23 protein-coding genes and 1 other annotated feature are annotated in these 26,282 nt (G+C 37.0%); of the genes, 9 read left to right on the forward strand and 14 right to left on the reverse strand.

Features of this window, described 5'->3' with window-relative positions; translation table 11 throughout:
* Positions 1–110 precede the first annotated feature (110 nt).
* Together hisJ and MKY13_RS14305 are read left to right on the forward strand one after the other, a co-directional pair.
* Positions 111–914 carry a histidinol-phosphatase HisJ gene (gene hisJ, locus MKY13_RS14300; protein ID WP_339213457.1) on the forward strand — a complete coding sequence of 268 codons (804 nt, stop codon included), beginning with the start codon at positions 111–113 and terminating at the stop codon, positions 912–914.
* Between the two features lie 12 nt (positions 915–926).
* Positions 927–1,406, forward strand: a complete 480-nt coding sequence (locus MKY13_RS14305) for a GAF domain-containing protein (RefSeq protein WP_339213459.1) — start codon at positions 927–929, stop codon at positions 1,404–1,406.
* A gap of 43 nt (positions 1,407–1,449) precedes the next feature.
* Here the strand turns inward: MKY13_RS14305 and MKY13_RS14310 are convergent, their stop codons facing one another.
* A complete protein-coding gene (locus MKY13_RS14310; RefSeq protein ID WP_339213461.1) occupies positions 1,450–3,249 on the reverse strand; it encodes a sensor domain-containing diguanylate cyclase in 1,800 nt (599 codons plus the stop codon).
* 599 nt (positions 3,250–3,848) lie between these two features.
* Here MKY13_RS14310 and rpsD point away from each other — a divergent pair.
* The gene (gene rpsD / locus MKY13_RS14315; protein ID WP_191700593.1) at positions 3,849–4,451 is read left to right on the forward strand and encodes a 30S ribosomal protein S4; all 603 of its coding nucleotides are present in this window, start codon (positions 3,849–3,851) and stop codon (positions 4,449–4,451) included.
* Between the two features lie 149 nt (positions 4,452–4,600).
* Here the strand turns inward: rpsD and MKY13_RS14320 are convergent, their stop codons facing one another.
* Complete coding sequence (locus MKY13_RS14320) at positions 4,601–4,795, reverse strand: hypothetical protein (protein WP_191700594.1); 195 nt, start codon at positions 4,793–4,795, stop codon at positions 4,601–4,603.
* A gap of 249 nt (positions 4,796–5,044) precedes the next feature.
* Between MKY13_RS14320 and MKY13_RS14325 the strand changes: the two genes are divergently transcribed.
* On the forward strand, positions 5,045–5,212 hold the full coding sequence (locus tag MKY13_RS14325; protein ID WP_318245214.1) for a uroporphyrinogen-III decarboxylase: 168 nt from the start codon (positions 5,045–5,047) through the stop codon (positions 5,210–5,212).
* 59 nt (positions 5,213–5,271) lie between these two features.
* Here MKY13_RS14325 and MKY13_RS14330 read toward each other — a convergent pair whose 3' ends face one another.
* From MKY13_RS14330 to tyrS, 3 genes are all read right to left on the reverse strand, one after another.
* On the reverse strand, positions 5,272–5,889 hold the full coding sequence (locus MKY13_RS14330) for a YIP1 family protein (protein WP_191700595.1): 618 nt from the start codon (positions 5,887–5,889) through the stop codon (positions 5,272–5,274).
* Between the two features lie 83 nt (positions 5,890–5,972).
* Entirely contained in the window at positions 5,973–7,145 is a 1,173-nt protein-coding gene (locus tag MKY13_RS14335) for a substrate-binding domain-containing protein (protein ID WP_339213466.1), read from the reverse strand.
* Between the two features lie 103 nt (positions 7,146–7,248).
* The gene (gene tyrS, locus MKY13_RS14340) at positions 7,249–8,520 is read right to left on the reverse strand and encodes a tyrosine--tRNA ligase (protein WP_339213468.1); all 1,272 of its coding nucleotides are present in this window, start codon (positions 8,518–8,520) and stop codon (positions 7,249–7,251) included.
* A 70-nt stretch (positions 8,521–8,590) separates the two neighbouring features.
* Positions 8,591–8,798: a binding site (T-box leader), on the reverse strand.
* A 102-nt stretch (positions 8,799–8,900) separates the two neighbouring features.
* On the opposite strand from tyrS, the gene MKY13_RS14345 reads away from it, so the two are divergent.
* Positions 8,901–11,747: a transglycosylase domain-containing protein gene (locus tag MKY13_RS14345; RefSeq protein ID WP_191700598.1), complete on the forward strand. Its 2,847-nt coding sequence runs from the start codon at positions 8,901–8,903 to the stop codon at positions 11,745–11,747.
* A gap of 354 nt (positions 11,748–12,101) precedes the next feature.
* Here MKY13_RS14345 and MKY13_RS14350 read toward each other — a convergent pair whose 3' ends face one another.
* The 6 genes from MKY13_RS14350 to acsA form a co-directional block, all read right to left on the reverse strand.
* Complete coding sequence (locus MKY13_RS14350; protein ID WP_191701905.1) at positions 12,102–13,451, reverse strand: IS1182 family transposase; 1,350 nt, start codon at positions 13,449–13,451, stop codon at positions 12,102–12,104.
* Between the two features lie 320 nt (positions 13,452–13,771).
* The gene (locus tag MKY13_RS14355; RefSeq protein ID WP_339213470.1) at positions 13,772–14,920 is read right to left on the reverse strand and encodes an acetylornithine transaminase; all 1,149 of its coding nucleotides are present in this window, start codon (positions 14,918–14,920) and stop codon (positions 13,772–13,774) included.
* Positions 14,917–15,693: an acetylglutamate kinase gene (gene argB / locus MKY13_RS14360; RefSeq protein ID WP_191700600.1), complete on the reverse strand. Its 777-nt coding sequence runs from the start codon at positions 15,691–15,693 to the stop codon at positions 14,917–14,919. Before argB ends, MKY13_RS14355 begins: the two co-directional genes overlap by 4 nt.
* A complete protein-coding gene (argJ, locus tag MKY13_RS14365; RefSeq protein ID WP_339213472.1) occupies positions 15,656–16,879 on the reverse strand; it encodes a bifunctional glutamate N-acetyltransferase/amino-acid acetyltransferase ArgJ in 1,224 nt (407 codons plus the stop codon). The genes argB and argJ overlap by 38 nt, the downstream gene beginning before the upstream one ends.
* 19 nt (positions 16,880–16,898) lie before the next feature.
* Positions 16,899–17,933, reverse strand: a complete 1,035-nt coding sequence (gene argC / locus MKY13_RS14370; protein ID WP_339213474.1) for an N-acetyl-gamma-glutamyl-phosphate reductase — start codon at positions 17,931–17,933, stop codon at positions 16,899–16,901.
* A 256-nt stretch (positions 17,934–18,189) separates the two neighbouring features.
* A complete protein-coding gene (acsA, locus tag MKY13_RS14375) occupies positions 18,190–19,917 on the reverse strand; it encodes an acetate--CoA ligase (RefSeq protein ID WP_191700603.1) in 1,728 nt (575 codons plus the stop codon).
* A 164-nt stretch (positions 19,918–20,081) separates the two neighbouring features.
* Between acsA and MKY13_RS14380 the strand changes: the two genes are divergently transcribed.
* The 4 genes from MKY13_RS14380 to MKY13_RS14395 all read left to right on the forward strand — a co-directional run bounded on the left by MKY13_RS14380 (position 20,082) and on the right by MKY13_RS14395 (position 23,066).
* A complete protein-coding gene (locus MKY13_RS14380) occupies positions 20,082–20,714 on the forward strand; it encodes a GNAT family N-acetyltransferase (RefSeq protein ID WP_191700604.1) in 633 nt (210 codons plus the stop codon).
* Positions 20,715–20,739: 25 nt separating this feature from the next.
* Complete coding sequence (locus MKY13_RS14385; RefSeq protein ID WP_191700605.1) at positions 20,740–21,387, forward strand: acetoin utilization AcuB family protein; 648 nt, start codon at positions 20,740–20,742, stop codon at positions 21,385–21,387.
* On the forward strand, positions 21,384–22,547 hold the full coding sequence (locus MKY13_RS14390; RefSeq protein ID WP_191700606.1) for an acetoin utilization protein AcuC: 1,164 nt from the start codon (positions 21,384–21,386) through the stop codon (positions 22,545–22,547). The genes MKY13_RS14385 and MKY13_RS14390 overlap by 4 nt, the downstream gene beginning before the upstream one ends.
* A gap of 105 nt (positions 22,548–22,652) precedes the next feature.
* The gene (locus tag MKY13_RS14395) at positions 22,653–23,066 is read left to right on the forward strand and encodes a universal stress protein (protein ID WP_191700607.1); all 414 of its coding nucleotides are present in this window, start codon (positions 22,653–22,655) and stop codon (positions 23,064–23,066) included.
* Between the two features lie 81 nt (positions 23,067–23,147).
* Here MKY13_RS14395 and ccpA read toward each other — a convergent pair whose 3' ends face one another.
* The 3 genes from ccpA to MKY13_RS14410 all read right to left on the reverse strand — a co-directional run bounded on the left by ccpA (position 23,148) and on the right by MKY13_RS14410 (position 26,272).
* A complete protein-coding gene (ccpA, locus tag MKY13_RS14400) occupies positions 23,148–24,146 on the reverse strand; it encodes a catabolite control protein A (protein ID WP_339213476.1) in 999 nt (332 codons plus the stop codon).
* A 157-nt stretch (positions 24,147–24,303) separates the two neighbouring features.
* Positions 24,304–25,065 carry a 3-hydroxybutyrate dehydrogenase gene (locus MKY13_RS14405; protein WP_339213478.1) on the reverse strand — a complete coding sequence of 254 codons (762 nt, stop codon included), beginning with the start codon at positions 25,063–25,065 and terminating at the stop codon, positions 24,304–24,306.
* A gap of 121 nt (positions 25,066–25,186) precedes the next feature.
* Complete coding sequence (locus MKY13_RS14410; protein ID WP_191700610.1) at positions 25,187–26,272, reverse strand: bifunctional 3-deoxy-7-phosphoheptulonate synthase/chorismate mutase; 1,086 nt, start codon at positions 26,270–26,272, stop codon at positions 25,187–25,189.
* Between the last annotated feature and the right edge of the window lie 10 nt (positions 26,273–26,282).

Below are 26,282 nucleotides of genomic sequence, written 5' to 3' on the forward strand. Positions count from 1 at the left end.
TAAATTACTTATATATGTCTTTATAATAATAACATGTTTTATACTATTTGTTGAACTATTTACAGGTTTTTTTACTGCAAATCCCATATTTTTGAAGGAGGTCGCATAAATTGATGCGCGATGGTCATATACATACCCCTTTTTGCCCACATGGCTCCACAGATTCATTCGAGAAATATATCGATAAAGCGATTGAAAATGGATTCAAAGAAATATCTTTTACAGAACATGCACCTTTACCTGATGGCTTTATCGATCCAACACCCGACAAGGATAGTGGCATGGATAAAGCATATTTGAAAGACTATATTCATCAACTGAAAAGACTAAAAGAACATTATCAGTCAAAAATTATAATTAATATCGGTTTAGAAGTTGATTATATTATTGGATTCGAGAGTCAAACTCGTCACTTACTAAATGAGTTTGGTCCTTTCCTCGATGATGCCATTTTATCAGTTCACTTTTTACAGGCAGCAGATGAGTATGTATGCATTGACTTTTCCGACAAAGTCTATTTACAATTTGCTAATAAGGTAGGCGGAATCGCCCCTATGTACGAACTCTATTACGAAACGGTTAAAAAATCGATTTTGGCAGACCTTGGCCCTTACAAGCCAACGCGAATAGGTCATCCAACATTAATTCATAAATTTCAGCTTGCGCATTCAGAACAAATCGACGACTCCTTGCGAATTAAGGAAATCCTCACTTTAATGAAGCAGTATCATTATGAACTTGATTTTAATAGTGCCGGTTTAAGTAAACCTTTCTGCAAGGAGCCCTACCCGCCATTACCATTTGTGCAATTCGCAAAAGAATTAAACATACCTATTATTTTTGGATCTGATGCACATACTGCACAGGATTTACATCAGCATCACGAGGCTTTACAACAAAAAATTAAATTTTAATTGGAGGTTTATATGTTTTCTAATATTACTTACAGCGGCACGCTAACAGAGCAGTACGAGCAACTTGCAAAACATCTTGACGCATTATTGGAAGGGGAAAACGACCTCATTGCTAATTTAAGCAATGCTTCAGCTTTACTAAATTACTTTTTAGAAGATATAAATTGGGTTGGCTTTTATTTAATGAAGGATGGCGAATTAGTTCTTGGTCCATTCCAAGGATTACCTGCTTGTGTGCGTATTCCCGTTGGACGCGGTGTTTGTGGAACTGCCGTGAAAAACAATGAAACAATTATGGTGGATGATGTACATACTTTCCCTGGACATATCGCCTGTGATGCAGCATCAAAATCGGAAGTCGTCATTCCTTTAACTGCAAATGGAACGGTATTTGGCGTTTTGGATATTGATAGCCCGAATGAAGCACGTTTTTCATTGGAAGATAAAGAAGGATTAGAGCGATTTGTCAGTGTGCTCTTAAAACATATTTAAATAAAAAATAGGGAGAACCTGAATTACTTTTCAGGTTCTCCCTTTAACATTTTAGTTCCATTGAACTTTCAAACACACAAACGCGATTTTTCCCGTTACTTTTAGCATTGTATAAAGCTGTATCCGCCTGTAAAAAGATATGTTGAAAATCCGGTCGCTTCCCTTTATACCATGTAACCATTCCGGCCGAAATTGTGACTGAAGGTTTCGTTACTTTTGGTATCAGATCAACTAGCTCTTTCGAAACTTTCAATGCCTCATCTTCTAAAATGTTCGGAATATAAATTGCGAGCTCTTCACCGCCCCACCTTGAACAGATCCCTCTTAAACCAATTTTCTTTTTTAATTGAACAGCAATTTGAACGAGCACTTTATCCCCAACCTGATGTCCAAACGTATCATTAACCTTTTTAAAGTTATCAATATCAATTAGAAGAAACATACCCGAGTCATCTTTTTGAATTGATTTTTCTACATAAGTATCAGAGTAACTACGGGCATAAAGCTTTGTTAAATGGTCACGATCCACCATTTCCTGTAATTGCTCCCGTAAAACAGAGTTAGAAATAGCTAAAGAAGAATGATGAATAAGCGATTGCATCAACTTAAAACTATCAAAGGAGAAGAAATACGGTTCCTGATGCAATACAATGCTAAACCCAATAATCTTTTCTTCTACAATCATTGGAATAGCCATCACTGATTTATATTTAATTTCCTCCGCAATAAGTCGACTAAAATCAGCGATAAATAACGGATCCTGTTTTACTTTAAAGTGCTTTTCCACATAATGAATATATGCTAGAGATTCATCTTGATTAAAATATGGAGTACAGACTTCCGTCATTTCATAATAATCTTTCCCTTTAAATAAAAACCCGACTTCCATCGGTTGGAATGACTTTAATAATTGTTTTTGTAAAAATAAAAGCATTTCGTTAATCGTCAGCTTCATATTCAAACGATGAGAAGTTTCGTTAATTAACTGCAAATCGCTGATTAGTCGATGTGATTGGTGATAGAGTTTGGCATTTTCCAATGCATTCCCTGATGCTTGGGCAAGCATTTTTATGAAATCTTTCTCTGAATTAGTAAAGGAATAGTTAATAGGTGCTTTCACCTGTAATATGCCGTAAATTGCTTGCCTACCTTTAATAGGTACGTTTAATAAACGACAGTCCAATTCCATGGCAATATCCTCTTTTAACTCTCCAGATACAAACGCCTCGATTGTTGAAGGTCGCTCTGACAAGTAATCAAAAGGCTTTATTTGGATTTTCGTTTGACGATCCTGATCATTTGATAATATCAGTTCCACTTCTAAATCCGAAAAATTATCTTCAATCGTAATGAGTACATTTTGCAAAATTACATCAATATCCATCGTGGAGTGAAAAAGGTCAGTCATTCCATAAAGTTTACGGTATTTTTGCTCATTTGAATGTACTTCATAATTTTGCACTAAATATTTATGAACAGAGGAGATATTAATTATAATATCTTCTGTTAATTGTATTTCGAAAGGGGGAGTTGTTTTTTGATATTTAAAAACAATGATTCCGTCCATTTTATTGTTTCTCATAAGTGGCATTATATTTGTATGGTTTTTGAAATACGAAAGTTCCTTTAAAAACTTAGGTAATTCTACAACTTTATTTCCATTTAAATAAGGGATTAATAAATTAAAATCGATATTATAAAAATTCAGGTTGGTTACCGGTTTTAGGTTGTTATCAATCAAATGGAATAAAAAGCAATCTTCCATATCGAAAAAATCTGCCAGGCTCTTTTCCAATAGTAGAAAATAGTCATGGAGTTTATGTTGTTGTATATTTGAATTCATACAAAGGTTCAGGATATTCGATTTAAATTGATCAATCTTTAGTTGATTTTCCACCATTAAATCACCTTTTCTTTCGCTATTGCCATTGTCAGTTTCTTATTACTTATCCTCAAGTATACACTTTTCGTGTCTATTTGACTATTTATTTATGTAATATTTTTCTAATAAACACCCCTAATAGTATCGTTTTTATTAGAAAAACGATTATTTTCTGTCTCATTACCATTTTCCCTTATACGCATAATTACCTAATATTAATTTTTTCAGCAAATCTCTCTACTAATTCATATTTTTTCACGTATTTATACTTCTTTTATTCTTCTAGTACTTCTCACTTAACATTTACTGCTTCACGGGAATATTACTATTTGTTGACGTACTGTTAAAAAAAAGATACAATAGCCTTTGTGTAAAATGAATGCAGTAGTTGTATAACTTAATCGTGTATTTTGTTCCTTCTATCTTATTAGAATGGTGTATTGTGTAACCCTCTCGGCTGCATGGGCGAAGATACATGAAAATAGAATACCGTTTAATGTCGGGTACAACTGGTTTTTTCTTTTACAACAAAAACCAAATTTAAAGGAGGAGACACAATTATGTCTCGTTATACAGGTCCATCTTGGAAACTATCTCGTCGTCTTGGTATTTCATTAAGCGGCACAGGTAAAGAAATCGCAAAACGCCCTTACGCACCAGGTCAACACGGCCCGAACTCTCGCGGTAAAAAATCAGAGTACGGTCTACAATTAACTGAAAAACAAAAATTACGTCATATGTATGGTATGACTGAACGTCAATTCAAAAACACTTACCTTAAAGCTGGTAAATTACAAGGTGTACAAGGTGAAAACTTCATGATCTTACTTGAAACTCGCCTTGACAACTTAGTATACCGTTTAGGTTTAGCTCGCACTCGTCGTGCAGCTCGTCAATTAGTTAACCACGGCCACATCTTAGTTGATGGTAAACGCGTTGATATCCCATCATTCTCAGTAAAACCAGGTCAAACGATCTCATTACGTGAGAAATCAGCTAACCTTTCAGTAGTAGCTGAATCTGTAGAAGTTAACAGCTTCGTACCAGAATATTTATCATTCGATGCAGACTCTAAAGTAGGTACTTTCGTACGTATGCCAGAGCGCTCTGAATTATCTGCTGAAATCAACGAACAATTAATCGTCGAGTTCTACTCTCGTTAATTAGTAGTTGAGTCTGCAAAGAGTAACTTAAAAAGCCCTAGAAACGTTGTTAAATCAATGTTTCTAGGGCTTTTTATATTGTACTTTGTAATAGGAAGTATTAGATATTACTCAATTGATCATGCATAAGTAGCTGAACGAAATATATTTTATTCTTCAGAAATATAAATTGTTGCATCATTTTCTAAACCTATATGAACACTTACTACTGAATGTCCTTTGTCATCAAACCATACTCCATTAGATTTGACTATTAAATCTAATGTTTGATAATCAAGTTTTATATTGTCTTTAACTTTTTGATCTGATTCATTGATTAAAATAGAAACATTATAAGATTCCATTGTTACACCTCCCAACTTCTACCTACAATTCCACGCAAATAAGAAACCCAAGGACCAAGCTATTAATCTGATAAGTTTACTTTTTTATACAACTATACAGAAAATTATCAAATTTTTGAACTGATGTGGGGATAATTTTCTTTACATAACTTATCTTGCGTTACTATTTATATACCCCAATTTCCCATCTCTGCAAACGGATAAATATTAAAATATCTCTCATACTTAATTTATAATTTATTAAAGGATGTGATTTTTTTGGAAGATGCAAAATTTGCCGAACTTAATAATGAAAAACTTAGTGCAATCAAACAACTGGAAGAAAAGTTGGACGTAACCTTAATTGCTTATGACATTACCGGATCGAATAGTCATATTCAAAATGGCAATAGTCCCGATGTTATTAACCCGTCTTAATGTTTTACTTTATAAAATAAAAAGACATTCACAAAATATACAATGTGAATGTCTTGAATTTAAAACAGTAAATAACGAGCACTTACCACTAATATAATTATCACAATAAAGGAAGCGAAAAATGCTTTCCATGTTGAGATTCGGTGCACTTCTGAAATACCAACTACTGTAATAACATATGTCCATAAACTGGCAATAATTATAAACGTACCACATACAAACTGTAGGATTAAATCACTTAATGATGTTTCAATATAAGTAATATTAAAAAAAGATTGTGGCGCAAATTGCATCCAAAACAATATTATCGGTAATATCCAAATATAAGGAATCATCGTTACACTAATCATGCGGAACATTTCTTTAAACTTACCTATCCCGCCAAATGCTTTTGCTGATAGTGTCAAAACACCTGCTGATAATGCTGTAGAAAGAAAGTAGAGCAATAAACTTGATAATAATGTCGAATAAACGATATCACCTAAAGTATATGCTCCTGTAAAATCCATGCCGATAAAGCTAATTAAATTGCTTGCAAACATACCGATAATACCTACGATAATAAAATAAGATAACTTTTTATGTGTTAGAACATAACGAATGGTATCACGAGGTTTAGTAGCAATACTTAATACCGCATGTCGATCATCGACTGCATGTGTCAATTGCTCATTCAAATCAAAATCCCCCTAAAAAAATATGTCTATACTCTATTATACTGGCATACTGTGGGCGATTCAAAATTATTGTACCTTAAATATCATTCTACTGAAGATAGTGAAACATAACCCGCTTTTTCTATTAAAGATTGACCTTCATCTGATAATACCCAATCGATTAATCGCTTTACATTACCAGTAGGCTCACCTGCCGTCACAATATAAAACTCCGAGGCAATTGGATAAGTATTTGAACGAATTGTTTCTTTTGAAGGAGCTACCCCATTAACTTCCAATAGTTTTATTTCTTCATTCCGCACCATTTCATTTGAGTAATAGCGGAATGTATAACCAATTGCATTTTTATAATTTTTATATTGGGATACCTCATTAATTATTCCACCCATACCAGTTGCAATATCTTCAGTTGGCGCCTCCATTAAAGGCGTATCCCCCATTAAACGTTGTAAAGCAGTTTGGGATCCACTATCTTGCGGTCTTTGGAATGCACGAATTTCATCATTATCCCCACCAACTTCAGACCAATTTGTAATTTCACCGGAATAGATGCCTTTAATTTGTTCCAACGATAAACCGTTAATATTATTTTTACTATTTACAAAAAAGACGAATGCTTCTTTTCCAATAGGGGTTAATACCAGTTCAAAGCCCTTATCTTCCGCACGCTTCTTTTGATTTTCAGATGGTCCCGCCGCAAAAATTATATCCGCCCTTCCTAAAATTAGATTCGTATAGGCTTCATGTGTTTGGTTAACCATTACCTCACTCTGATATGGATTATAACTTTTTTCAGGATATACTTCTTGAGCGATTGCCGCATAGAGTGGGTACAATGCCGTCGCACCATCTATGATCGGTAAAGGCTCCTCCAATGTTAAGGAAGCGGTTTGTCCGAGCGCTACTAATTGGTTGCCTTCTACAAAAGGTTCATACTGATAAATATTAACCTCAGCATCAACAGTTGACACCCTGCTATCCAACCACTTATAAATCGGTTGAATACATGTAATAGCTATAATAATCCCCGCTAGTCCCCAATACACTTTCACACGTTTTTTCTTTTGGTAAAATACATCAAAAATTTGAAGGACAAAACCTATATATAAAATTGAAGCTACTGCAATTATTAGCGGTATGTAATGAATGTTGCCCGCCAGTAGAAACGTGAAAACAATAACAAACGTGAAAAAGCTTGCTCCCAGCAATACAAAAATGGCCATTCCAATTTGTCCCCAATAAGATTTTTTCTCCATGTCATCTCTCCCTTCTCCTTATTACGTTCTTTTTACTTCCTAATATCCCTTTAAAAAAACGCCTTGGAAAACTTTATTTCCAAGACGTTTCAAAATCATTTAGTTATACAAATTTCACCATGTGATATTTTTTCTTTCCTCGACGGATAATCGCAAATGCATCTTCTAATCGGTCTTTGCCATCAATCACATATTCTAGCTCTGTAACTTTTTCACCGTTCACACTAATTGCACCGTTCGTTACATCTTCACGTGCTTGACGTTTTGAAGATGAAATGCCGGCTTCTACGATTAATTCAACAATGTTTTTGTCTTCTTTCGCTACCTCTACAGATGGAACGCCAGCAAATGCCACTTTCATTTCATCTACTGATAAAGCTTTTAAATCCCCTGAGAATAATGCCTTTGTAATACGCTCCGCTGCCTCTAGACCAGCTTCACCGTGGATAAGGCGTGTCATCTCTTCAGCTAAAGCTTTTTGTGCTTTACGTAAATGCGGCTCTTCTTCCACACTTACTGCCAGCGCTTCAATTTCTTCACGTGTTAAGAAGGTAAATATTTTAAGGTATTTTACAACGTCTGCATCTGCAGTGTTGATCCAGAACTGGTAGAACTCATATGGTGATGTTTTCTCAGCATCCAGCCATACTGCGCCACCTGCTGTTTTACCGAATTTTGTACCATCTGCTTTTGTTACAAGAGGAATCGTAATACCGAATGCTTTTGCATTTTCGTCGTGTGTCTTACGAATCATTTCCAATCCCGTTGTAATATTGCCCCACTGATCCGAGCCACCTACTTGAATACGAACATTATGATGATCGTATAAATGGTTGAAGTCGATTCCTTGAATTAATGTGTAAGCAAATTCAGTGAATGAAATACCTGAATCTAAGCGTGAAGCTACTGTGTCTTTATTTAAAATGTAGTTTACATTAATTAATTTCCCGTAATCACGTAAAAAATCGATCAATGACATTGGGCCAACCCAATCATTATTATTTACTAATACAGCACCGTTTGCTGCATCTGATGAGAAGTCGAATAAACGTTCCATTTGTTTTTTTAGACCTTGAACGTTTTTGTCGATTTGCTCCATCGTCTGTAGTTGGCGCTCTTCAGAACGTCCTGACGGATCTCCTACAGTACCTGTAGCTCCCCCAACTAATAAAATCGGTGTATGGCCCGCTTTTTGGAAACGGCGTAATGTAAGTAATGGTACGATATGACCGATATGCATGGAATCTGCTGTTGGATCGACACCTACATATAATGAAACCTTTTCCTCGTTTAAAAGCTTTTCCATACCTTCAGCATCTGTTTGTTGGTATAACAAACCACGCCATTCTAAATCTTGCAGTAATTCGTTCATCATTTTTCTCTCCTTTTACATGTGTTGTATTCGCTATGTAAGGAAACAAAAAACGTCCCTACACGCCAATGCATGCAGGGACGTCAAATTTCTCATTTAACGCGGTACCACCCAGCTTGAAGAAACAAAAAACTTTTCTTCCACTTTAAGCGTCTATAACGTGACGATCCGTTCAAGCTCCAAGTACGTAATTCATAAATGCGCTTTCTCTGGCTTTCACCAACCGCCAGCTCTCTAATCAGGGAGCACATTTATTACTGCAAACTCTTCTTTGCCTGAAATTTATATTTTCTATTCTACCTAGAAAATAGATGTTGTCAATAAATATATTCGTTTATATATCAAATATGCTATAATAAACAAGATTTTAGGAGGGCGATGTTGTGAAAGAATGGCTTGATAAATTTAATAAAAAAATCGAATCCCTTGTTTCTTCAAAACAGATGCGCTATGTACGAATTACTGGTGGTGTCTTTTGGAATTTAACTTTATTAGCAGTAATTTTTGTTGCTACTACACTGTTATTTGTTGGGGGTGTAGGTGCAGGTTACTTCGCATCATTAACAAAGGATGAACCTTTGCGATCAAAAGAAGAGATGCGCGAGCAAATATTCAGTTATGAAGAAACAAGTGAACTTTACTTTGCAAACGATATTTACATAGGAAAAATTCGAACAGATTTAGACCGACGTGAGACATCGCTTGCTAATATATCTCCAATAGTTATAAATGCGGTACTTGCTACGGAAGATGAATATTTCCGCGAGCATGAAGGAATTGTACCAAAAGCAGTTTTACGTGGGTTACTGCAAGATGTATCGAACTCCTCTACACAAACTGGTGGCTCTACTTTAACACAGCAGTTAATAAAAAACCAAATACTTACAAATGAAGTTTCGTATGAGCGTAAAGCTAAAGAAATCTTACTCGCTTTCCGTCTCGAGAAATTTATGAGTAAAGAAGAGATTTTAGAAGCATACCTTAACATTATCCCATATGGCCGTAATTCTTCCGGTCGTAATATTGCCGGAATTGAAACAGCAGCCCAAGGTATATTTGGTATTCCAGCTTCTAAGCTAAATTTACCACAGGCAGCCTATATTGCCGGAATACCTCAAGCGCCTTTTAAATACACACCATTCACAAATAAGGGTGAACAAAAGAGTGCTGAAGGAATGAAACCTGGTATCGACCGTATGAAAACGGTATTATATCGTATGCAGGAAGTAGGCTATATTTCGGAAAAAGAGTACAACGAAGCAATAGGCTATGATATTACAAAAGATTTGAAGGGTTATGAAGAACGACCAGAGGACAAATATCCTTGGCTAACAGCTGAGCTTGAAATGCGATCAAAAGAAATTTTCGCAAAAATCCTTGCTGAAGAAGACGGAATTGACCCAGACCGTTTAAAAGAAGAAAAGAACTTAAACGAAAAATACTCTATTTTAGCAGACCGTACAATTCGTTCTGGAGGATATCGTATTTATTCGACAATCAATAAAGATATGTACGATGCTATGCGAAATGTAACAGAAGAATTTACACTGTATGGTCAAACATATAAGAAAAAAGAAAAAGATCCAGAAACAGGTGAAGAAATCGAAGTGGATGTGCCTGTTCAAACAGGAAGTATCATTATCGATAATAAAACAGGTCGTATTTTAAGCTTCGTCGGTGGACGTGACCACCAGTTAGAACAGTTAAATCATGCTACACAAGCTTATCGATCAAATGGATCAACGATGAAACCATTACTTGCTTATGCACCGGCACTGGAATATGGTGTAATCGGGGCGGGTAGCCCGGTAGTGGATGTTAAATTTAAACGTGATTATGATAATTACGAACCTGTAAACTATATTCCTACACAGGAATTAGGCATTATTCCTGCACGTCAAGCAGTAGCTTCTTCTCAAAACTTGGCCTTGTTACGTTTGTATGACTCAATTTTAGATCGTCGTCCTGCTACGTATTTAGATAAAATGGGCTTTTCTAAGTTAACTGAAGGAGATTATGTTCATTTATCTACAGCCATTGGCGGTATCACGCATGGGGCAACAGTCGAGGAAAATACAAATGCTTATACTACATTTGCAAATGAAGGAAAATTCATAGATGCCTATATGATTGAGCGTATCGAGGATTTAGATGGTAATGTTGTTTATGAACATAAAGTTGAGCCGGTGGAGGTATTCAGTCCGGAAACTGCCTATATGATGACAGATATGTTACGTGATGTACTTCAACAAGGCGGTACCGCAACTTTAGCGAAAAGTCAGTTAAAGTTCTCTTCAGACTTTGCTGCTAAAACAGGTACAACACAGGATCATAAAGACGTTTGGCTAGTAGGCTATAATCCGAATATCTCAGTCGGTGTCTGGTTAGGTTATGACCAGCCTCGTACTCTTTATGCATTTAATAATCGTTATCAGCACCCTAGTAATCGTGTCAACCGATTATGGGCAAGTTATTTAAATACGCTTTATGATATCGATCCAGAATTAATCGGTACGAAGGAAACATTCAAAAAGCCAGAAGGTGTTGTTACGCAGTCGTTCTGTGGAATATCCGGATTAGCTGCTTCCACATCTTGTTCAAATGCTGGTTTAGTCGTTTCCGATTTATTTAACAAAAATGTATTTTTACCTACACAGCCAGATGATAGTTTCGTTTCATCTACTTCTGTAGTAATTAATGGCAGTACTTATGCGGCACTACCAAGTACACCTACTGAGTTTGTCCAAATGAGTGGATTCGGATTGAATCAGGCCTTTATTGACCGTATGCTAGGTAGGCTCGGTGGGGATGCATCAAAGCTATTGCCGTTTAGTACTGGTAATGGTGTTGTATCAGGTGCCCAGTTCGAAGCGGATGGTGCTCCACCTGAAGCTGTATTTGCAACATTGGCAAATGGCTCATTATCATGGACGGCTTCAGCATCCAATGATGTGGTTGGCTACCGTGTATACAGTATTACAAATGAAGGCACATCACTTGTAAGATCATTAAAGTCTTACGAAGGGTTCCAAATGTCTGTGTCAGAAGGCGTTAGGTATGTCGTTGTTGCTGTTGATATTACTGGCCTGGAGTCGGGTTATTCGAATGAAGTTGGGGAAGTTTATATTGCGCCACCTGAACCCGAAGATGAAGAGAATACTGTACCAGGAGAGATCATAGAAGAAGATTTAGACGATATAGAAATCGATCCCGAAACAACTATTGACTAATTTATAAAAAACAGTGGCTGAGACATAAGTAGAATTTCTTTGTATAAGAGAAAATTCCTTATTAAGAAACCGATACTTTATGAATTGATTGGAGTGAAGGGGCGACTCCTGGGGGATGAGCGTGACGCCTGAGACTACAGGCTCAGGCCACGCCCCCGGAAAGCGTCCCCGCAACGGAAATCAATTCTGGTAGAAACAGAAAAATATCCATTTTCCCTTAAGGAAAATGGATATTTCAGGTTGTCGACAAAAGGCATCGAGAGCTCGTCTCTCGATGCCTTTTGTCATTTCTTTTATCAAATTAGGCTCCGAAGTTCTGTAAAAGGGCTCCTCTTCGAGGGAAGATGCCCTCATCTAAGCTCCTTGCCAAGTCCATGTGGCAAGTTTCTTCAAGTTCATGGCAGCAAAAGTAAGCATCGCCTGCATGGACAATTTTTTAAGGCCTCTTAGCGTTGTCCATCGCATACCATGCTTCTCTTTCGCATCCGCAAAGACACGCTCAACCGTCTCTTTTCGTTTTGCATAAATGGATTTAATTTCATGATGATGACGAAGATGTTCGGCTTCTTCTAGATAATCTGCCCAAATATGTCGCTGAATCATTTTCGTATGATTTTTACTTTCCGTACATTGTGCTAGAAATGGGCAATCTGCACAAACCGCTGGATTCGATTTGTATTGGCGATAGCCTTCTTTCGTCGTCGTTGTATAGCGCAACATCTGGTCATTCGGGCAAATATAGCAATTATAGTGCTCATCATAGACATACTCATGTTTACGGAAGAAGCCATCTTTCGTTTTCGGTCTTGTATAAGGAAGAACAGGCAACATTTGATTTTCTAATAAAAAGTTCGTAATCGCAGGTGTTTTATAAGCCGCATCCGCAGCAACAGCCACAGGCTTTTTCACACGATGAATGACCTTTTCAACAAGCGGTTGCAGCATATGACTATCATGGATATTGCCCGGTGTCACAATCGTACCTAATACAAAGCCACGTTCATCTGTCGCTGCATGAAATGAATAGGCAAATTGTTTTGTCCGTTCGTCCTTCACATAGTAACCACTTTCAGGGTCCGTTGTGCTCTCTTTGATTTCTTTCCATTCTTCCTTTTCAAACTTCTCCGGTGGAAACGGCTTTTTCCCGTTCTTTTCACGGTCTATGTTTAACTCTTCTTGTAGCTTTTCTTCATAAGCACGTGTCTCTTTTCGAACCATCTTCTTATCAAATTTTCGTTTATTCGCACTTGCCTTAACATGCGTAGAATCAATAAAGATATGGTCAGCTGATAATAAACCCGCATCCACAATTTCTTTCAAGATGCGATAGAAAATCTGTTCAAATACATCTGTATCCTCAAAACGCCGTGTATAATTTTTGCCAAACGTTGAGAAGTGAGGCACTTCTGTATGAAAACCGAAGCCTAAAAACCAGCGATACGCTACATTCGTTTCAATTTCCTTAATCGTTTGACGCATCGAACGAATACCAAAAACGTATTGAATCATTGTCATTTTAAATAAGACAACAGGATCAATACTTGGTCTACCGAAAGGTGAATATAAGTTTTCAACTAATGGATATACAAACGAAAAGTCAATGGCTGCCTCTAATTTACGTACGAGATGATTTTCTGGGACAAGTTGTTCAATCGTCAACATTTCTAATTGATTACGTTCATTCATTTGGTTTTTAGTCATCATATCGGGACACCTCTTTGATTTAGATAAACTATATTAGAAAGAATAGATCAAGTTGATTGGAATGGAAGGGGCGACTTCTGCGGGAATAGCGGGACTGCCGATACACCGCAGGAGCGTAGCGACGAGGAGGATTGGCACCCGCCCGCGAAACGCGTCCCCTGGAATGGAAATCAACGGTTTTCATCATTTAAATTTATTTTAAAACAAAAAAGACTGTAGGCAAACTCGAATTTCTTCGAGTTTGTCTACAGTCTGAAATATCCATTTTCCCTTAAGGAAAATGGATATTTTTCGTTTTGTCCCAAACTCTTTTAAATTATTTATAGAGTTGTAATTTTATCTGTTTGTAATACACCTTTTAGAATGTCTACAGCTTCATCAATTTCCTGCTCACTTACTGTTAATGGTGGCAATAAGCGTATTACTTTCGGACCTGCCGCTACAGTTAACAATCCAGCTTTATCTAAAGCAGCTACATATGGCGCTACGTCTTCTCCACCTAATCCTAATCCAAGCATTAAACCTTTCCCTTGAACAGTATAGTTCGGAAATGCTTCTTTAAGTTTTATTACAAAATAGCTTGATTTTTGTTTTACAGATTGTAAAAATTCATCATTAAATATATGATCAATAACCGTTTGTGCTACGGACACCGCTAGTGGATTTCCACCGAATGTCGTGCCATGTGTACCTGCGTTAAACGTATTAAATAGTTCCTCTGTACCGAGAATGCCTCCAATTGGAAAACCTCCTCCTAGACCTTTCGCCATTGATACAATATTAGGCTTAATTACAGTTTGCTCAAATGCAAAACGGGTACCTGTACGCCCAATTCCCGTTTGTACTTCATCGGCGATTACTAAAATATCTGTTGATTGCTGAATGTCATGAATAGCTTGCGCAAATTCATCAGATACAGAATTTACCCCGCCTTCACCTTGAATCATCTCCAACATTATTGCTGCTGTTTCAGAGTCTGCTGCAGCTTTTAATGCCTCTACATCATTAAACGGTAATGTAATAAATTCACTCACTAATGGTCCGAAGCCGTTACGTACTTTATCTTGACCAGTCGCACTCATTGCACCGAATGTACGTCCATGAAAGCTTTGTTCGAAAACGATTATTTTATGCTTCCCTGTATGCTTTCGAGCCAATTTAATTGCAGCCTCATTTGCCTCTGCTCCACTATTACAGAAAAAAGCATAGGATAGATGTAAATCTTTCACTAAGGATGCCGCCAGCTTCTCTTGACCTGGGCTTTCAAATAAGTTACTAATATGCCATAGTTTTTCACTTTGCTGCTGAATTGCCTCTACAATTGCAGGATTGGCATGACCTAAGCTACAGACAGCTATTCCACTTGTAAAATCTAAATAGCGTTTTCCTGTAGTATCGAATACTTCAGTTCCTTTCCCTTCAACAATAGCGAAAGGTCTTCTTGCGTAATTTTGAAATAATGCACTCATTTTACTAGCTCCTCACTTAAAATAGTTGTACCGGTTAATGTTTCATTGACAATTTGGACAGATGGTATTCCCGACTCTAAACAATTTAAAGCCCCTTGTACTTTCGGTATCATACCGCCGTATATATCTCCTTCATCAATCCATTGCTTAATTAAATTTGGTGTGGCTTCTGTTTGAAATTCATCTTTAATCCGAATACCTGCAACATCTGTAACGAGGAGTAAACGGTCTGCACCTACTGCCAATGCAATTTCACTTGCCACTGTATCTCCATTAATATTAAGTGCATGCCCATCCTTTGTTGCGCCAATGCATGCTATTACAGGGACAATACCACTTTCAGTTAATGTATTTAATAAGTTTACATTAACACTTTTTACCTTACCTACATATTTATAAGTTTCATAATCTAAATATTCACTTTCCAACAAAGTTTGATCAAAACCATTTAATCCTACAGAGTCAATTCCTGCAGCATTGAGTTCATGAACTAATGCAGGATTAACTTTACCGATTAAAGTTGATTGAACAATTTCAATCATTTCTTCATTCGTTACCCGTAAGCCATTTACAGTTTGAGATTGAATGTTAGCAGCGGCTAATTCACGATTAATGGCAGGTCCTCCCCCATGAGTAATGATGAGTTGAATCCCCTGATCTTGAAGGGCTTTGAAATTACGAAAGAAGGCCTCGTTAAGACCTTCTAATGTACTGCCACCTAGCTTGATGACCATTTTACGAACGGTATGATGCGTTGATTTGAACGTAGTCATAAGTTAAATCACACCCCCAAGCAAAGCCGTGTCCCTCTCCCACTTCTAAAGACACAAAGATTTTAACTTCATGTTGTTTTAAAATTTCTATTAGCGCTTCTTCTGAAAAATTAATAGGTTCTCCATTTTCGACCATTGTTGCCCCGCCAATTTTAATTGTAATTTTATCTGGATCAACAACGGCTCCAGAATAACCAACTGCTGCGATAATACGACCCCAGTTTGCATCACATCCGAAAACTGCTGTTTTTACAAGAGGGGAACCGACAACTGTTTTTGCAATTTTTCTTGCCTCTTCATCAGAAATTGCACCATCGACCTCAACTTCAATGAGTTTTGTTGCGCCTTCTCCATCACGTGCAATCGATTTTGCTAAGTCTTCGGATACTAATCGTAATGCTGTATAAAAATTCTCCCAATCCGGATGTGCAGGCGATAATGGTTCATTACCAGCTAACCCATTTGCCATTACTACTACCGTATCATTTGTTGATGTATCTCCATCTACTGTAATTGAGTTGAATGTACAATCCGTTACATTAGATAACGCTTTTTGCAATTCATCCGATTCAATATTTGCATCTGTCGTAATAAAGCCCAACATAGTCGCCATATTCGGTTCGATCATACCTGAACCTTTTGCTGTTCCCGATACGATTACTTCTTTACCGTCTATAATCGTAGCGTATGTTGTATTTTTCATTACTGTATCTGTTGTCAGGATTGCTTGTGAAAAATCAATTCCATTTTCAAGTTTGGAATCCGGTAATAACATTTCCATCCCTTTTTTAATAGGTTCCATTTTCATAATTTCCCCAATAACACCTGTAGATGCTACCCCAACTAAACCTTCAGAAATGCCGAGCTTTAGTGCAGCAAGTCTTTGCATTTCGTATGCATCTGCTATCCCTTGTTTACCTGTGCATGCATTAGCATTCCCTGAATTTACAATCATTGCCTGCATTTTTTTCGTTCCATATACAACTTCCTTTGTTACTTTAAGGGGTGCCGCTTGAACAGCATTTGTTGTAAATACGCCCGCTACACTTGCTGGTACATCACTGACTAAAATCGCTAAATCTTTTTTCTTATGTTTAATACCGCAATGAACACCTGCTGCAGTAAAGCCTTTTGGTGATACGATATTTTTGCTAGATAGTTTTTTCATTTCAATTGTTGAAGCCATTTGATGTTCCTCCTAATGTTTAAATAAAGTACGGTACAAGTTGTAGGCCTGTTTGCTGTGGCAACCCAAACTGAACATTCATGTTTTGGATTGCCTGCCCTGCAGCCCCTTTTACTAAGTTATCGATAACCCCAATAATTGTTGCGCGATTCGTCCGTTCATCGAGCTTCACATAAATATCGCAATAATTCGAACCTTTTACGCGGTTAGTTCCAATAGATGACGCTTCCTGAATGACACGTACGAAAGGGTGATTCTCATACGTTGAAGTTAAACAATCAACTAATTGTTTTTGGGTCACACCTTCTGTTACCTGTGCATAGGAAGTAGCTAAAATCCCCCGTGTCATAGGCACTAAATGTGTGTTAAACGTAATAGTTGTTTCGGTATCGGTAAACATCGAAATTGCTTGTTCTATTTCAGGAATATGTTGATGCTCATTAATTTTATATATTGAAAAGCTTTCATTTGCTTCACTGTAATGTGTAGTATTTGATGGTTTATTGCCAGCGCCGGATATTCCGCTCTTTGCATCAATGACTAAAAAACTTGGATCAATCAGCTGATGCTTTATAAGGGGCAGGATGGATAAGAGAACTGCTGTTGGATAGCATCCTGGATTTGCAATTAAATCCGATGTCTTAATGGCCGCTTCATTCCACTCTGTTAATCCATATACACTTTTTTCAACTGCTTCTTTCGGTGCCGGCTTTTTTTTATACCAAGATTCATAGCTTTCAAGGTTTTTCAATCGAAAATCCCCTGATAAATCGATTAATTTTGGACCTCGGTTTACTAAAGGTGGAAATAGAGTACTAGATACCCCAGACGGTGTACTTGCAAAGACAACATCGGATTTTGCTAATACATCGTAATCTATTTTCAATAAAGGTTGATTATAAATGTTTGTTAAGTGAGGGAATTTATCTGAAAATACTGTTCCTTCCTCAGATGATGTAAATAATCCTATTTCTTCTACTTCTTTATGGTTATGCAAGAAACGCAATAATTCCAGACCGCCATACCCTGTGGCACCAATAATACTTACTTTCATCTTTGTCACCTCTAATTTTTTTATTGCCAAAAAATACATCAATGAAATCTAAAAGATAAAAATAAGTATAGTTATGTATATTTATTTAGTCAACTGTATTTTTATATAATCATAGATAATTCCAAATTATCGTTCAATTATTTGAGTATTTAAGGTGAAAAGCACTAATTGCCTTTCTTATAGCCTCATTATATTAATAGTAAAAAAAGCGCCTACATATGTAAGCGCCCCATAGCATATGCAAATGTAGAAAGGATTAGTCTTCCATAGTGGATAAATCACCCGTTGGTAAGTTTAATTCCCACGCTTTCAATACCCGGCGCATGATTTTTCCACTTCGTGTTTTTGGCAACTTATCTTTAAATTCTATTTCACGTGGTGCTGCATGGGCAGATAATCCTGTTTTTACAAATTCCCTAATATTTGCTTCAAGTTCATCACTTGGCTCTACCCCTTCACGCAATGAAATGAATGCTTTAATGATTTCCCCGCGCACAGGATCCGGTTTTCCGATGACACCTGCTTCTATTACATCCGGATGTTCAAGTAATTTACTTTCTACCTCGAACGGACCGACACGCTCACCTGCCGTCATAATTACATCATCTACACGCCCTTGGAACCAAAAATATCCGTCCTCATCCTTATATGCTGAGTCACCTGATACGTACCATTCACCTTTTAAAAAATAAGAATTATATCGTTCAGGATTCCCCCAAATTTGGCGCATCATAGCTGGCCAGCCTTTTCTGATTGCTAAATTCCCCATTGTGTATGGTGGTACTTCATTTCCCTGATCATCCACAATCGTAGCATATACTCCCGGAACTGGTTTTCCCATAGATCCTGGTTTGATCTCCATTGCCGGGAAATTGCATATCATATGTCCGCCAGTTTCTGTCATCCACCATGTATCATGAATACGGTGATTTAGGATCTCCATTCCCCATTTCACAACTTCAGGGTTTAAAGGTTCCCCAACGGATAAAACATGTCGTAATGAAGATAGATTGTATTTGCTGATCATACTTGGACCAGCACCCATTAACATTCTGAATGCAGTTGGTGCACTATACCAAACAGTAACACCGTATTCTTCAATCGCACCATACCATGCTTGCGGGCTGAAGCGACCACCAATAATTACATTAGTAACCCCATTCAACCAAGGTCCAAAAATGCCATAAGCTGTTCCTGTTACCCAACCTGGATCAGCTGTACACCAATAAATGTCATTCTCTTTTAAATCAAGTACCCATTGGGCGGTTTGATATTGCTGTACCATTGCATAATGCACATGCAATACACCTTTTGGAGTACCGGTAGAACCAGATGTATAATGTAAAATGGAGCCATCCTCTTTATCGACCCATTCAATGTCAAAATCTTGAGGTGCCTCTTTGAAATATTTATTAAAATCTAATATTTTATCCGTTTCTTCAACATCTTCTCCAACTACAAAAATAGTCTTTAAATGTGGAAGCTTCTCAATAGGTACCCGATTTAATAATGATGGTGTTGTAATAATTGCAACTGCCTCACTATCCATTAAACGGTCATAAACGGCCCCTTCCATAAATGCCTCAAATAACGGTCCAACAATTGCCCCTATTTTTAATGCCCCTAATAAGCTGAAATAAAGCTCCGGTGTACGTGGCATGAATACAAATATACGATCCCCTTTTCGCAAATTTGCTTTCTCCTTCAGTACATTTGCCGCTTTATTCGAGTTGCGTTTCATATCAAAGAAAGAATATGACTCTTTTCGATGCCCATCATTATAATAAAGTGCTACTTTATTTTTCCGATGTGTTTCGACATGTCGATCTATTGCTTCATAAGCAATATTAATCTTCCCCGTTTCATACCAAGAAAATGCCTTCTCAGTATTGACCCAATCATGATTTGCAGCTGCATCCTCATAATTTTTCAAATTATGTTCCCCTGGAATTACTGCTAGTTTTTCAACTGTTTTTGTCCCCATGAAATTTCCCCTTTCTTTAAAACATACAACCATTTTACAATAAAAATACTATAATGGGCAAAACATTTATAATTTTCTAACAATTTAGTTATTTATCGTAAAATAAAGCGTATTTTCGCATTAAATAGAGTATAATGGAGGTATTACAAGCAGGTGGTGTGATTATGAATCATGTAAAAAAATACTATTGTCTTGAATTCGAATCGAAGAATGGTAATGTTTTAGTGGAAGGGCCCGTTTCCTCAGAAAAACTTGCATCCTACTCATTACACGAAGACCTGAAAGCATTTCGACCTTCTCATCAACAGCATAAAGCACTAGTCGAAATTGCCGGGCTAGAAGAAGGACGTATAATTATTATACGAAAAGATGATATCATCGTGGGCTATGTGACATTTCTTTATCCTGATCCTTTAGAGCGTTGGGCAGAAGATCGTATTCCTAATATGATTGAACTTGGTGCTATTGAGGTAATACCCTCTTATAGAGGTACGGGTGCAGGAAAGAAACTGCTCGAAGTTTCCTTTATGGATGATGCTATGGAAGATTATTTAGTTATCACGACTGAATATTATTGGCATTGGGACCTCAAAGGAACAGGTTTATCAGTTTGGGATTATCGGAATATGATGGAGAGAATGATGACTACCGCCAATTTTGAATATTACGCTACAGACGACCCTGAAATAACGTCCCATCCTGCAAACTGTTTAATGGCTCGTGTCGGGTCACGTGTAGGAACCGAGACACTTGAAAGATTTGACAAACTTCGCTTTAGAAGTCGTTTCATGTATTAATTCTTATTGCAAAGGGGATTGAAAAATGATTGTCGAAGAAATTATGAAAAGGGATATACATACACTCCTTCCCGAGAATACGGTACGCGATGCCGTCCGTCTTATGCGGGAAGAAAAAATCCGCCACGTACCGATTGTAAGTTCTGACGATATAGTTGTCGGAATCATTACAGATCATGACTTAAAAAACGCATTACCATCATGTTTACGAGAAGAACCGAACTCTACTATCTATGATTCACCCATCGAAGAAATAATGGTGAAGAATCCAATAGTCGGTCATCCTTTAGATTTTGTTGAAGAAGTTGCTTCAATATTTTATGATGCTAAAATCAGCTGTTTGCCAATTGTATCTGCCGGTAAATTAGTCGGTATTGTTACTACAACAGATTTACTTTACACATATATTGAATTAACAGGGGCACATCAGCCAGGTTCAAAAATAGATATCCGAGTTAGCAATCAACCTGGCATGCTTTTTGAGATTTCAAGAGTATTTCAGGAAAATAAAGCAAATGTAGTAAGTGTTCTTGTATATCCTGATGGCGATAATACAAAATCACGTATCGTAAGTGTCCGATTACAAGTAATGAATCCGCTTCATATCATCGAGGATTTGCGTAAGCAAGGATACGATGTACTATGGCCGAATTTACCTGGCGTTTCACTATGAAAAAAGCTGTATTTATTTATTCTCCAGATCAACTTACTTACAAATTTTCGGACACACACCCGTTTAATCATAAACGACTACATTTAACAATTGATTTACTTAAGAATATTGGGGCTTTAAACGATGAGGATATTGTTCCGGCCCGTGTTGCAACAGATGAAGAAATTGCTTTGGCTCATGACCCTCAGTATATTGAAATTGTAAAAAAAGCCGGTCATGGTGAATTAACCGCACAACAGGGTGAACCATTTGGAATTGGTACTGAGGATACGCCTATGTTCCGAAATATGCACGAAGCAAGTGCATTGCTTGTAGGGGGTACATTGCAGGCGGTCGACTCTGTTTTGCAGGGGAAATCACAGCATGCACTAAATTTAGGGGGCGGACTGCACCATGGCTTCCGTGGAAGAGCTTCCGGTTTTTGTATATACAATGATAGTAGCGTTGCTATTAAATACATCCAGGAGAAGTATGGGCTTCGTGTTTTATATGTAGATACAGATGCCCATCATGGTGATGGTGTTCAATGGTCATTTTATGATGATCCCAATGTATGTACTCTTTCTATCCATGAAACAGGTCGCTACTTATTTCCGGGTACAGGGAATATTACGGAACGTGGTAATGGCGAGGGCTATGGTACATCCTTTAATTTCCCAATTGACGCCTTTACAGAAGATGAGAGCTTCCTAGAAATATATGAGCAATCAATGCGCGAAGTATTTGAGTTTTTTAAACCGGATGTAGTACTAACTCAAAACGGAGCAGATGCACACTATTTTGATCCTTTAACTCATTTGTATGGAACGATGAATATTTATAGGGAAATTCCAAAGCTTGCCCACAAATTGGCCCATGAATATTGTGGTGGCCGATGGATAGCTGTCGGTGGTGGAGGCTATGATATTTGGCGTGTAGTACCACGTGCCTGGTCACATATATGGACAGAAATGACCGACCAACCTACACCAACTGGTCCACTCCCACAAAAATGGCTTGATAAATGGCAACAGGAATCACCAGTTCCTTTAATTCCGACTTGGGATGATCCAACACCTTTATATGATGCTATTCCTCGAAAAGCAGAAATTGAAGAAAAAAATGCACGAATGCTTGAAAAAGCGCTACATATTATTCGTACAGAAAAGAATCGTTCTTAAAAGTCGCTATACAATCTTTAGTCAAAGATTGTATAGTTTTTATTTTCCTAAAATAGGGATATTCCTATATACTAAAATAGAATAAAGAAAATTGGGGGCTATTACATGTATAAACATATTTTATTGGCTATCGATGGTTCTGAAAATTCATTTCGTGCTGCAAAAGATGCTGTCGGCATTGCTACAGAGGAATCGTTGATTGAGATTATTTCTTCAATACCTACAGAAGCTATTTCAAATGAACCGTTACATATGGGAACCCTCACTCAAACAGATGAACAATATATTCAAAAATTATCGCGTGAAATTGATTATGTAAAAAGTAATCATCCCCATTTAAAATTAACAATCGTACATGGTCCTGCAGGTCGAATGATTTCAAACTATGCTAACCATCACAATGTAGATTTAGTTGTAATTGGCTGTCGTGGATTAAATACAATGCAGGAAATGGTATTTGGCAGTGTTAGTACATACGTCTCCAAAAATGCGAATTGCTCTACTTTATTAGTAAAATAATTATTAGTGATTTACAAAATGCAAGTAGCATAGAACAAAAAATAACAAACAGCCTGCCACATTGTTGTGACAGGCTGTTTGTTATTTACTTGAATCACGTTGTTCTATTCGATGTGGCAAGATGACATGCTGATCATCGACTTCTTCTTTATTCATATACTTCGTCAATAAACGCATTGCAACTGCCCCAATATCGTATAAAGGCAATACAACACTTGTTAATTGTGGTCGTACCATACGAGCCAGTTTGGAATTTTCGAAGCTAATAATCTCTACATCTTCTGGTACCATTTTCCCGCTATCCTGAATTCCATGAACTAAACCAATTGCAAGTTCATCATTACCTACAAAAATAGCGGTAGGTGGGTTCTCTAGTTCACTTAAATTTACCCAACTTTCCAAACCATCGTCATATGACCCATCCCCAGCAACAATTAATACTTCATCAATGGCAATATTTGCTTTTTGTAGGGCATCCTTATAAGCTGCTAATTTGCGTTCACCATTAACTGTATATTGTAAAGGACCCGAAACAAAAGCAATGCGCGTATGACCATTGTCAATCAGTATTTGAACTGCTTCCAAAGCTGCCTTGTAGTAATCGATATTCACAGATGCAACTTTTTCAGTTGAACTTATCGATCCAGCTAAAACTATCGGGACTGGACAAGCCTCTACTGCCCGTTGGAGCATTTCCGTTACTTCCTCACTCATCATGACAATTCCATCTACTTGCTTTCCTAGCATCGTATCGAGTAATGTTAACTCTTTTTCTTCATTCTGATCTGAGTTTGCTAAAATAATATTATAGCGGTACATTGTCGCAATATCTTCTATACCACGAGCAAGCTCTGCATTTAAGTTATTCGAAATGTCAGGGATAATGACACCTACTGATGTTGTTTTTTTACTAGCTAAGCCACGTGCTACAGCATTTGGACGATATTCAAGACGCTCAATCACTTCCAGCACTTTTTTTCTTGTAGCTGGCTTAACATTTTGGTTTCCATTCACTACACGTGATACTGTTGCCATTGAAACATTTGCTTCACGCGCAACATCATAAATTGTGACAGTCAAAAAATCTCCCCCTTTAGCATGTTATACGATTTTTATTTTTTAAAGTAGATTAACTAATAATATGTATAGTTTTATCATATAATATTTTCATTTCTTTTTTCAATCCAAAACCTAGTGAATAACTAGTTTTACCTATAATTTCTGCAAAAAAAATATTTTACTGCACTGTATAACCACCATCCAAGACAATTGCTTGCCCTGTCATGCCTTTTGCTGCCTCACTACATAAATATACAACCAATCCTGCTATTTCAGAAACATTTATCAATCGCTTTTGTGGTACTAAAGGATACAGGACTTGCTCTAATACATCCTCAACTGCAATATTTCTTGTTTTCGCTAAATCTTCGAATTGATTTCTTACGAGTTCAGTATCGACATAGCCCGGACAAATAGCATTGACCGTTATTCCATCGGTAGCCGTTTCGAGTGCTGCTACTTTAGTTAATCCGATAACCCCATGTTTTGCAGTATTATAGCCGGCTTTTCCTGCAAATCCGACTAAACCATTAATAGAAGCAATATTAATTATTCTGCCATATTTTTGTTGTTTCATAATCGGCAATGCATGTTTCATAAAAATAAATGGTGCGACAACCATCACCTTCTGCATCAAATCAAAAATTTCCGTATCAAACTGCTCAATCATTGACACGTGTTGAAAGCCTGCATTGTTTATAACGATATGGAGTGCACCAAATTGGGAGATTACAGCGTCAATCGATTGTTGTATTTGTCGTTCATCGCTAACATCACATAATAAATAACCTAAACTAGGCTCCTCTTCAACTGCCTGTTTTAATCTCTCTTCATTTTTATCGGAAATTATAACCTTAATCCCGTTATTTGACAGCTCTTTCGCAATTTCAAACCCAATACCTTGTGCTGCCCCAGTAATTAATGCAATCTTTTGCTCCATACAACTTCCCCTTTATAATGCTATTTAGAAAAAATTGTAATTTAATATGCACCATGAGTCAAATAAATATAGCTAAAAAAAAGGCTATGTCGAATAAATTCAACATAGCCTTTATCAAATATTATTTTGATACTTCGTATTGTTTCATGAATTTTAATATTTCATCATAATACGCATTGAAAGTAGGAATATCCATTTGCTGTTGTTGATCAGATAATGCAATTGATGGGTCTGGGTGTACTTCCGCCATGACACCGTCTGCTCCAATAGCAATTGCTGCTTTAGAACATGGTAGCAGTAAATCACGACGACCTGTTGAATGTGTAACGTCTACCATGACTGGTAAATGTGTTTCTTGCTTTAAAATAGGAACTGCCGAAATATCTAATGTGTTCCGTGTTGCTTTTTCGTATGTACGAATACCACGTTCACATAAAATAATATTTTCATTTCCTTTTGACATAATATATTCTGCAGCATGGATGAACTCATCGATTGTCGCTGCTAAACCACGTTTCAATAGGACAGGTTTATTCGTTGAACCTGCTGCTTTTAATAACTCAAAGTTTTGCATATTGCGGGCACCGATTTGAATTACATCGATATAGTCAAGTGCATGCTCCAAGTCTGAAGGTGTTACGATTTCTGTAATAACCCCTAAACCATATTCTTTTGAAACTTCTTTTAATATTTTTAATCCATCTAACCCTAAACCTTGGAAATCATATGGTGATGTACGCGGCTTGTATGCACCGCCACGAATTAATTTTAATCCTTTTTCTTGGATAGAGGCAGCTACTGCCGCAACTTGCTCATATGACTCAACTGCACATGGTCCAAATACAAATGAAGGTGTTCCAGATCCAACTAGTTCACCGTTAATGTTAATGACAGTATCTTCTGACTTTTCTTTACGTGATACTAGCAATTCTTTTTTCTTCTCTGCTTCTAATTGTTTTAATGCTGTTTTGAAGATTTGTTTAAAAATATAATCAACCGTCATCTGATTTAATGGACCATTGTTATTCTTTTTAATTAAATCAAGCATATGGCGCTCACGTAGTGGATCATAGCGATTCACGCCTTGTTTCTCTTTTATTTTACCTATTTCCTCTACAACGGTTGCACGTTCATTAATTAATCGTAAAATTTCCAAGTTTAAGCTGTCAATCTGACTACGTAAGCTTTCTAAATCCTGTTGACTCATATTCCTCTTA

This window comes from Solibacillus sp. FSL W8-0372 (assembly GCF_037969735.1).
GTDB classification, from domain to species: Bacteria; Bacillota; Bacilli; order Bacillales_A; family Planococcaceae; genus Solibacillus; species Solibacillus faecavium.

Coding starts and splice junctions, on each gene's coding strand:
- argB (WP_191700600.1), bottom strand. CDS start 15,693: ATGACTACGTTCAAATCAACGCATCATACCGTTCGTAAAATGGTCATC.
- MKY13_RS14355 (WP_339213470.1), bottom strand. CDS start 14,920: ATGAGTGCATTATTTCAAAATTACGCAAGAAGACCTTTCGCTATTGTT.
- MKY13_RS14380 (WP_191700604.1), top strand. CDS start 20,082: ATGAATCATGTAAAAAAATACTATTGTCTTGAATTCGAATCGAAGAAT.
- MKY13_RS14305 (WP_339213459.1), top strand. CDS start 927: ATGTTTTCTAATATTACTTACAGCGGCACGCTAACAGAGCAGTACGAG.
- MKY13_RS14390 (WP_191700606.1), top strand. CDS start 21,384: ATGAAAAAAGCTGTATTTATTTATTCTCCAGATCAACTTACTTACAAA.
- argJ (WP_339213472.1), bottom strand. CDS start 16,879: ATGGCTTCAACAATTGAAATGAAAAAACTATCTAGCAAAAATATCGTA.
- MKY13_RS14335 (WP_339213466.1), bottom strand. CDS start 7,145: ATGGAGAAAAAATCTTATTGGGGACAAATTGGAATGGCCATTTTTGTA.
- acsA (WP_191700603.1), bottom strand. CDS start 19,917: ATGGGGACAAAAACAGTTGAAAAACTAGCAGTAATTCCAGGGGAACAT.
- MKY13_RS14405 (WP_339213478.1), bottom strand. CDS start 25,065: ATGGAGCAAAAGATTGCATTAATTACTGGGGCAGCACAAGGTATTGGG.
- MKY13_RS14395 (WP_191700607.1), top strand. CDS start 22,653: ATGTATAAACATATTTTATTGGCTATCGATGGTTCTGAAAATTCATTT.
- MKY13_RS14410 (WP_191700610.1), bottom strand. CDS start 26,272: ATGAGTCAACAGGATTTAGAAAGCTTACGTAGTCAGATTGACAGCTTA.
- MKY13_RS14310 (WP_339213461.1), bottom strand. CDS start 3,249: ATGAATTCAAATATACAACAACATAAACTCCATGACTATTTTCTACTA.
- MKY13_RS14385 (WP_191700605.1), top strand. CDS start 20,740: ATGATTGTCGAAGAAATTATGAAAAGGGATATACATACACTCCTTCCC.
- rpsD (WP_191700593.1), top strand. CDS start 3,849: ATGTCTCGTTATACAGGTCCATCTTGGAAACTATCTCGTCGTCTTGGT.
- MKY13_RS14320 (WP_191700594.1), bottom strand. CDS start 4,795: ATGGAATCTTATAATGTTTCTATTTTAATCAATGAATCAGATCAAAAA.
- MKY13_RS14350 (WP_191701905.1), bottom strand. CDS start 13,451: ATGATGACTAAAAACCAAATGAATGAACGTAATCAATTAGAAATGTTG.
- tyrS (WP_339213468.1), bottom strand. CDS start 8,520: ATGATGAACGAATTACTGCAAGATTTAGAATGGCGTGGTTTGTTATAC.
- argC (WP_339213474.1), bottom strand. CDS start 17,933: ATGAAAGTAAGTATTATTGGTGCCACAGGGTATGGCGGTCTGGAATTA.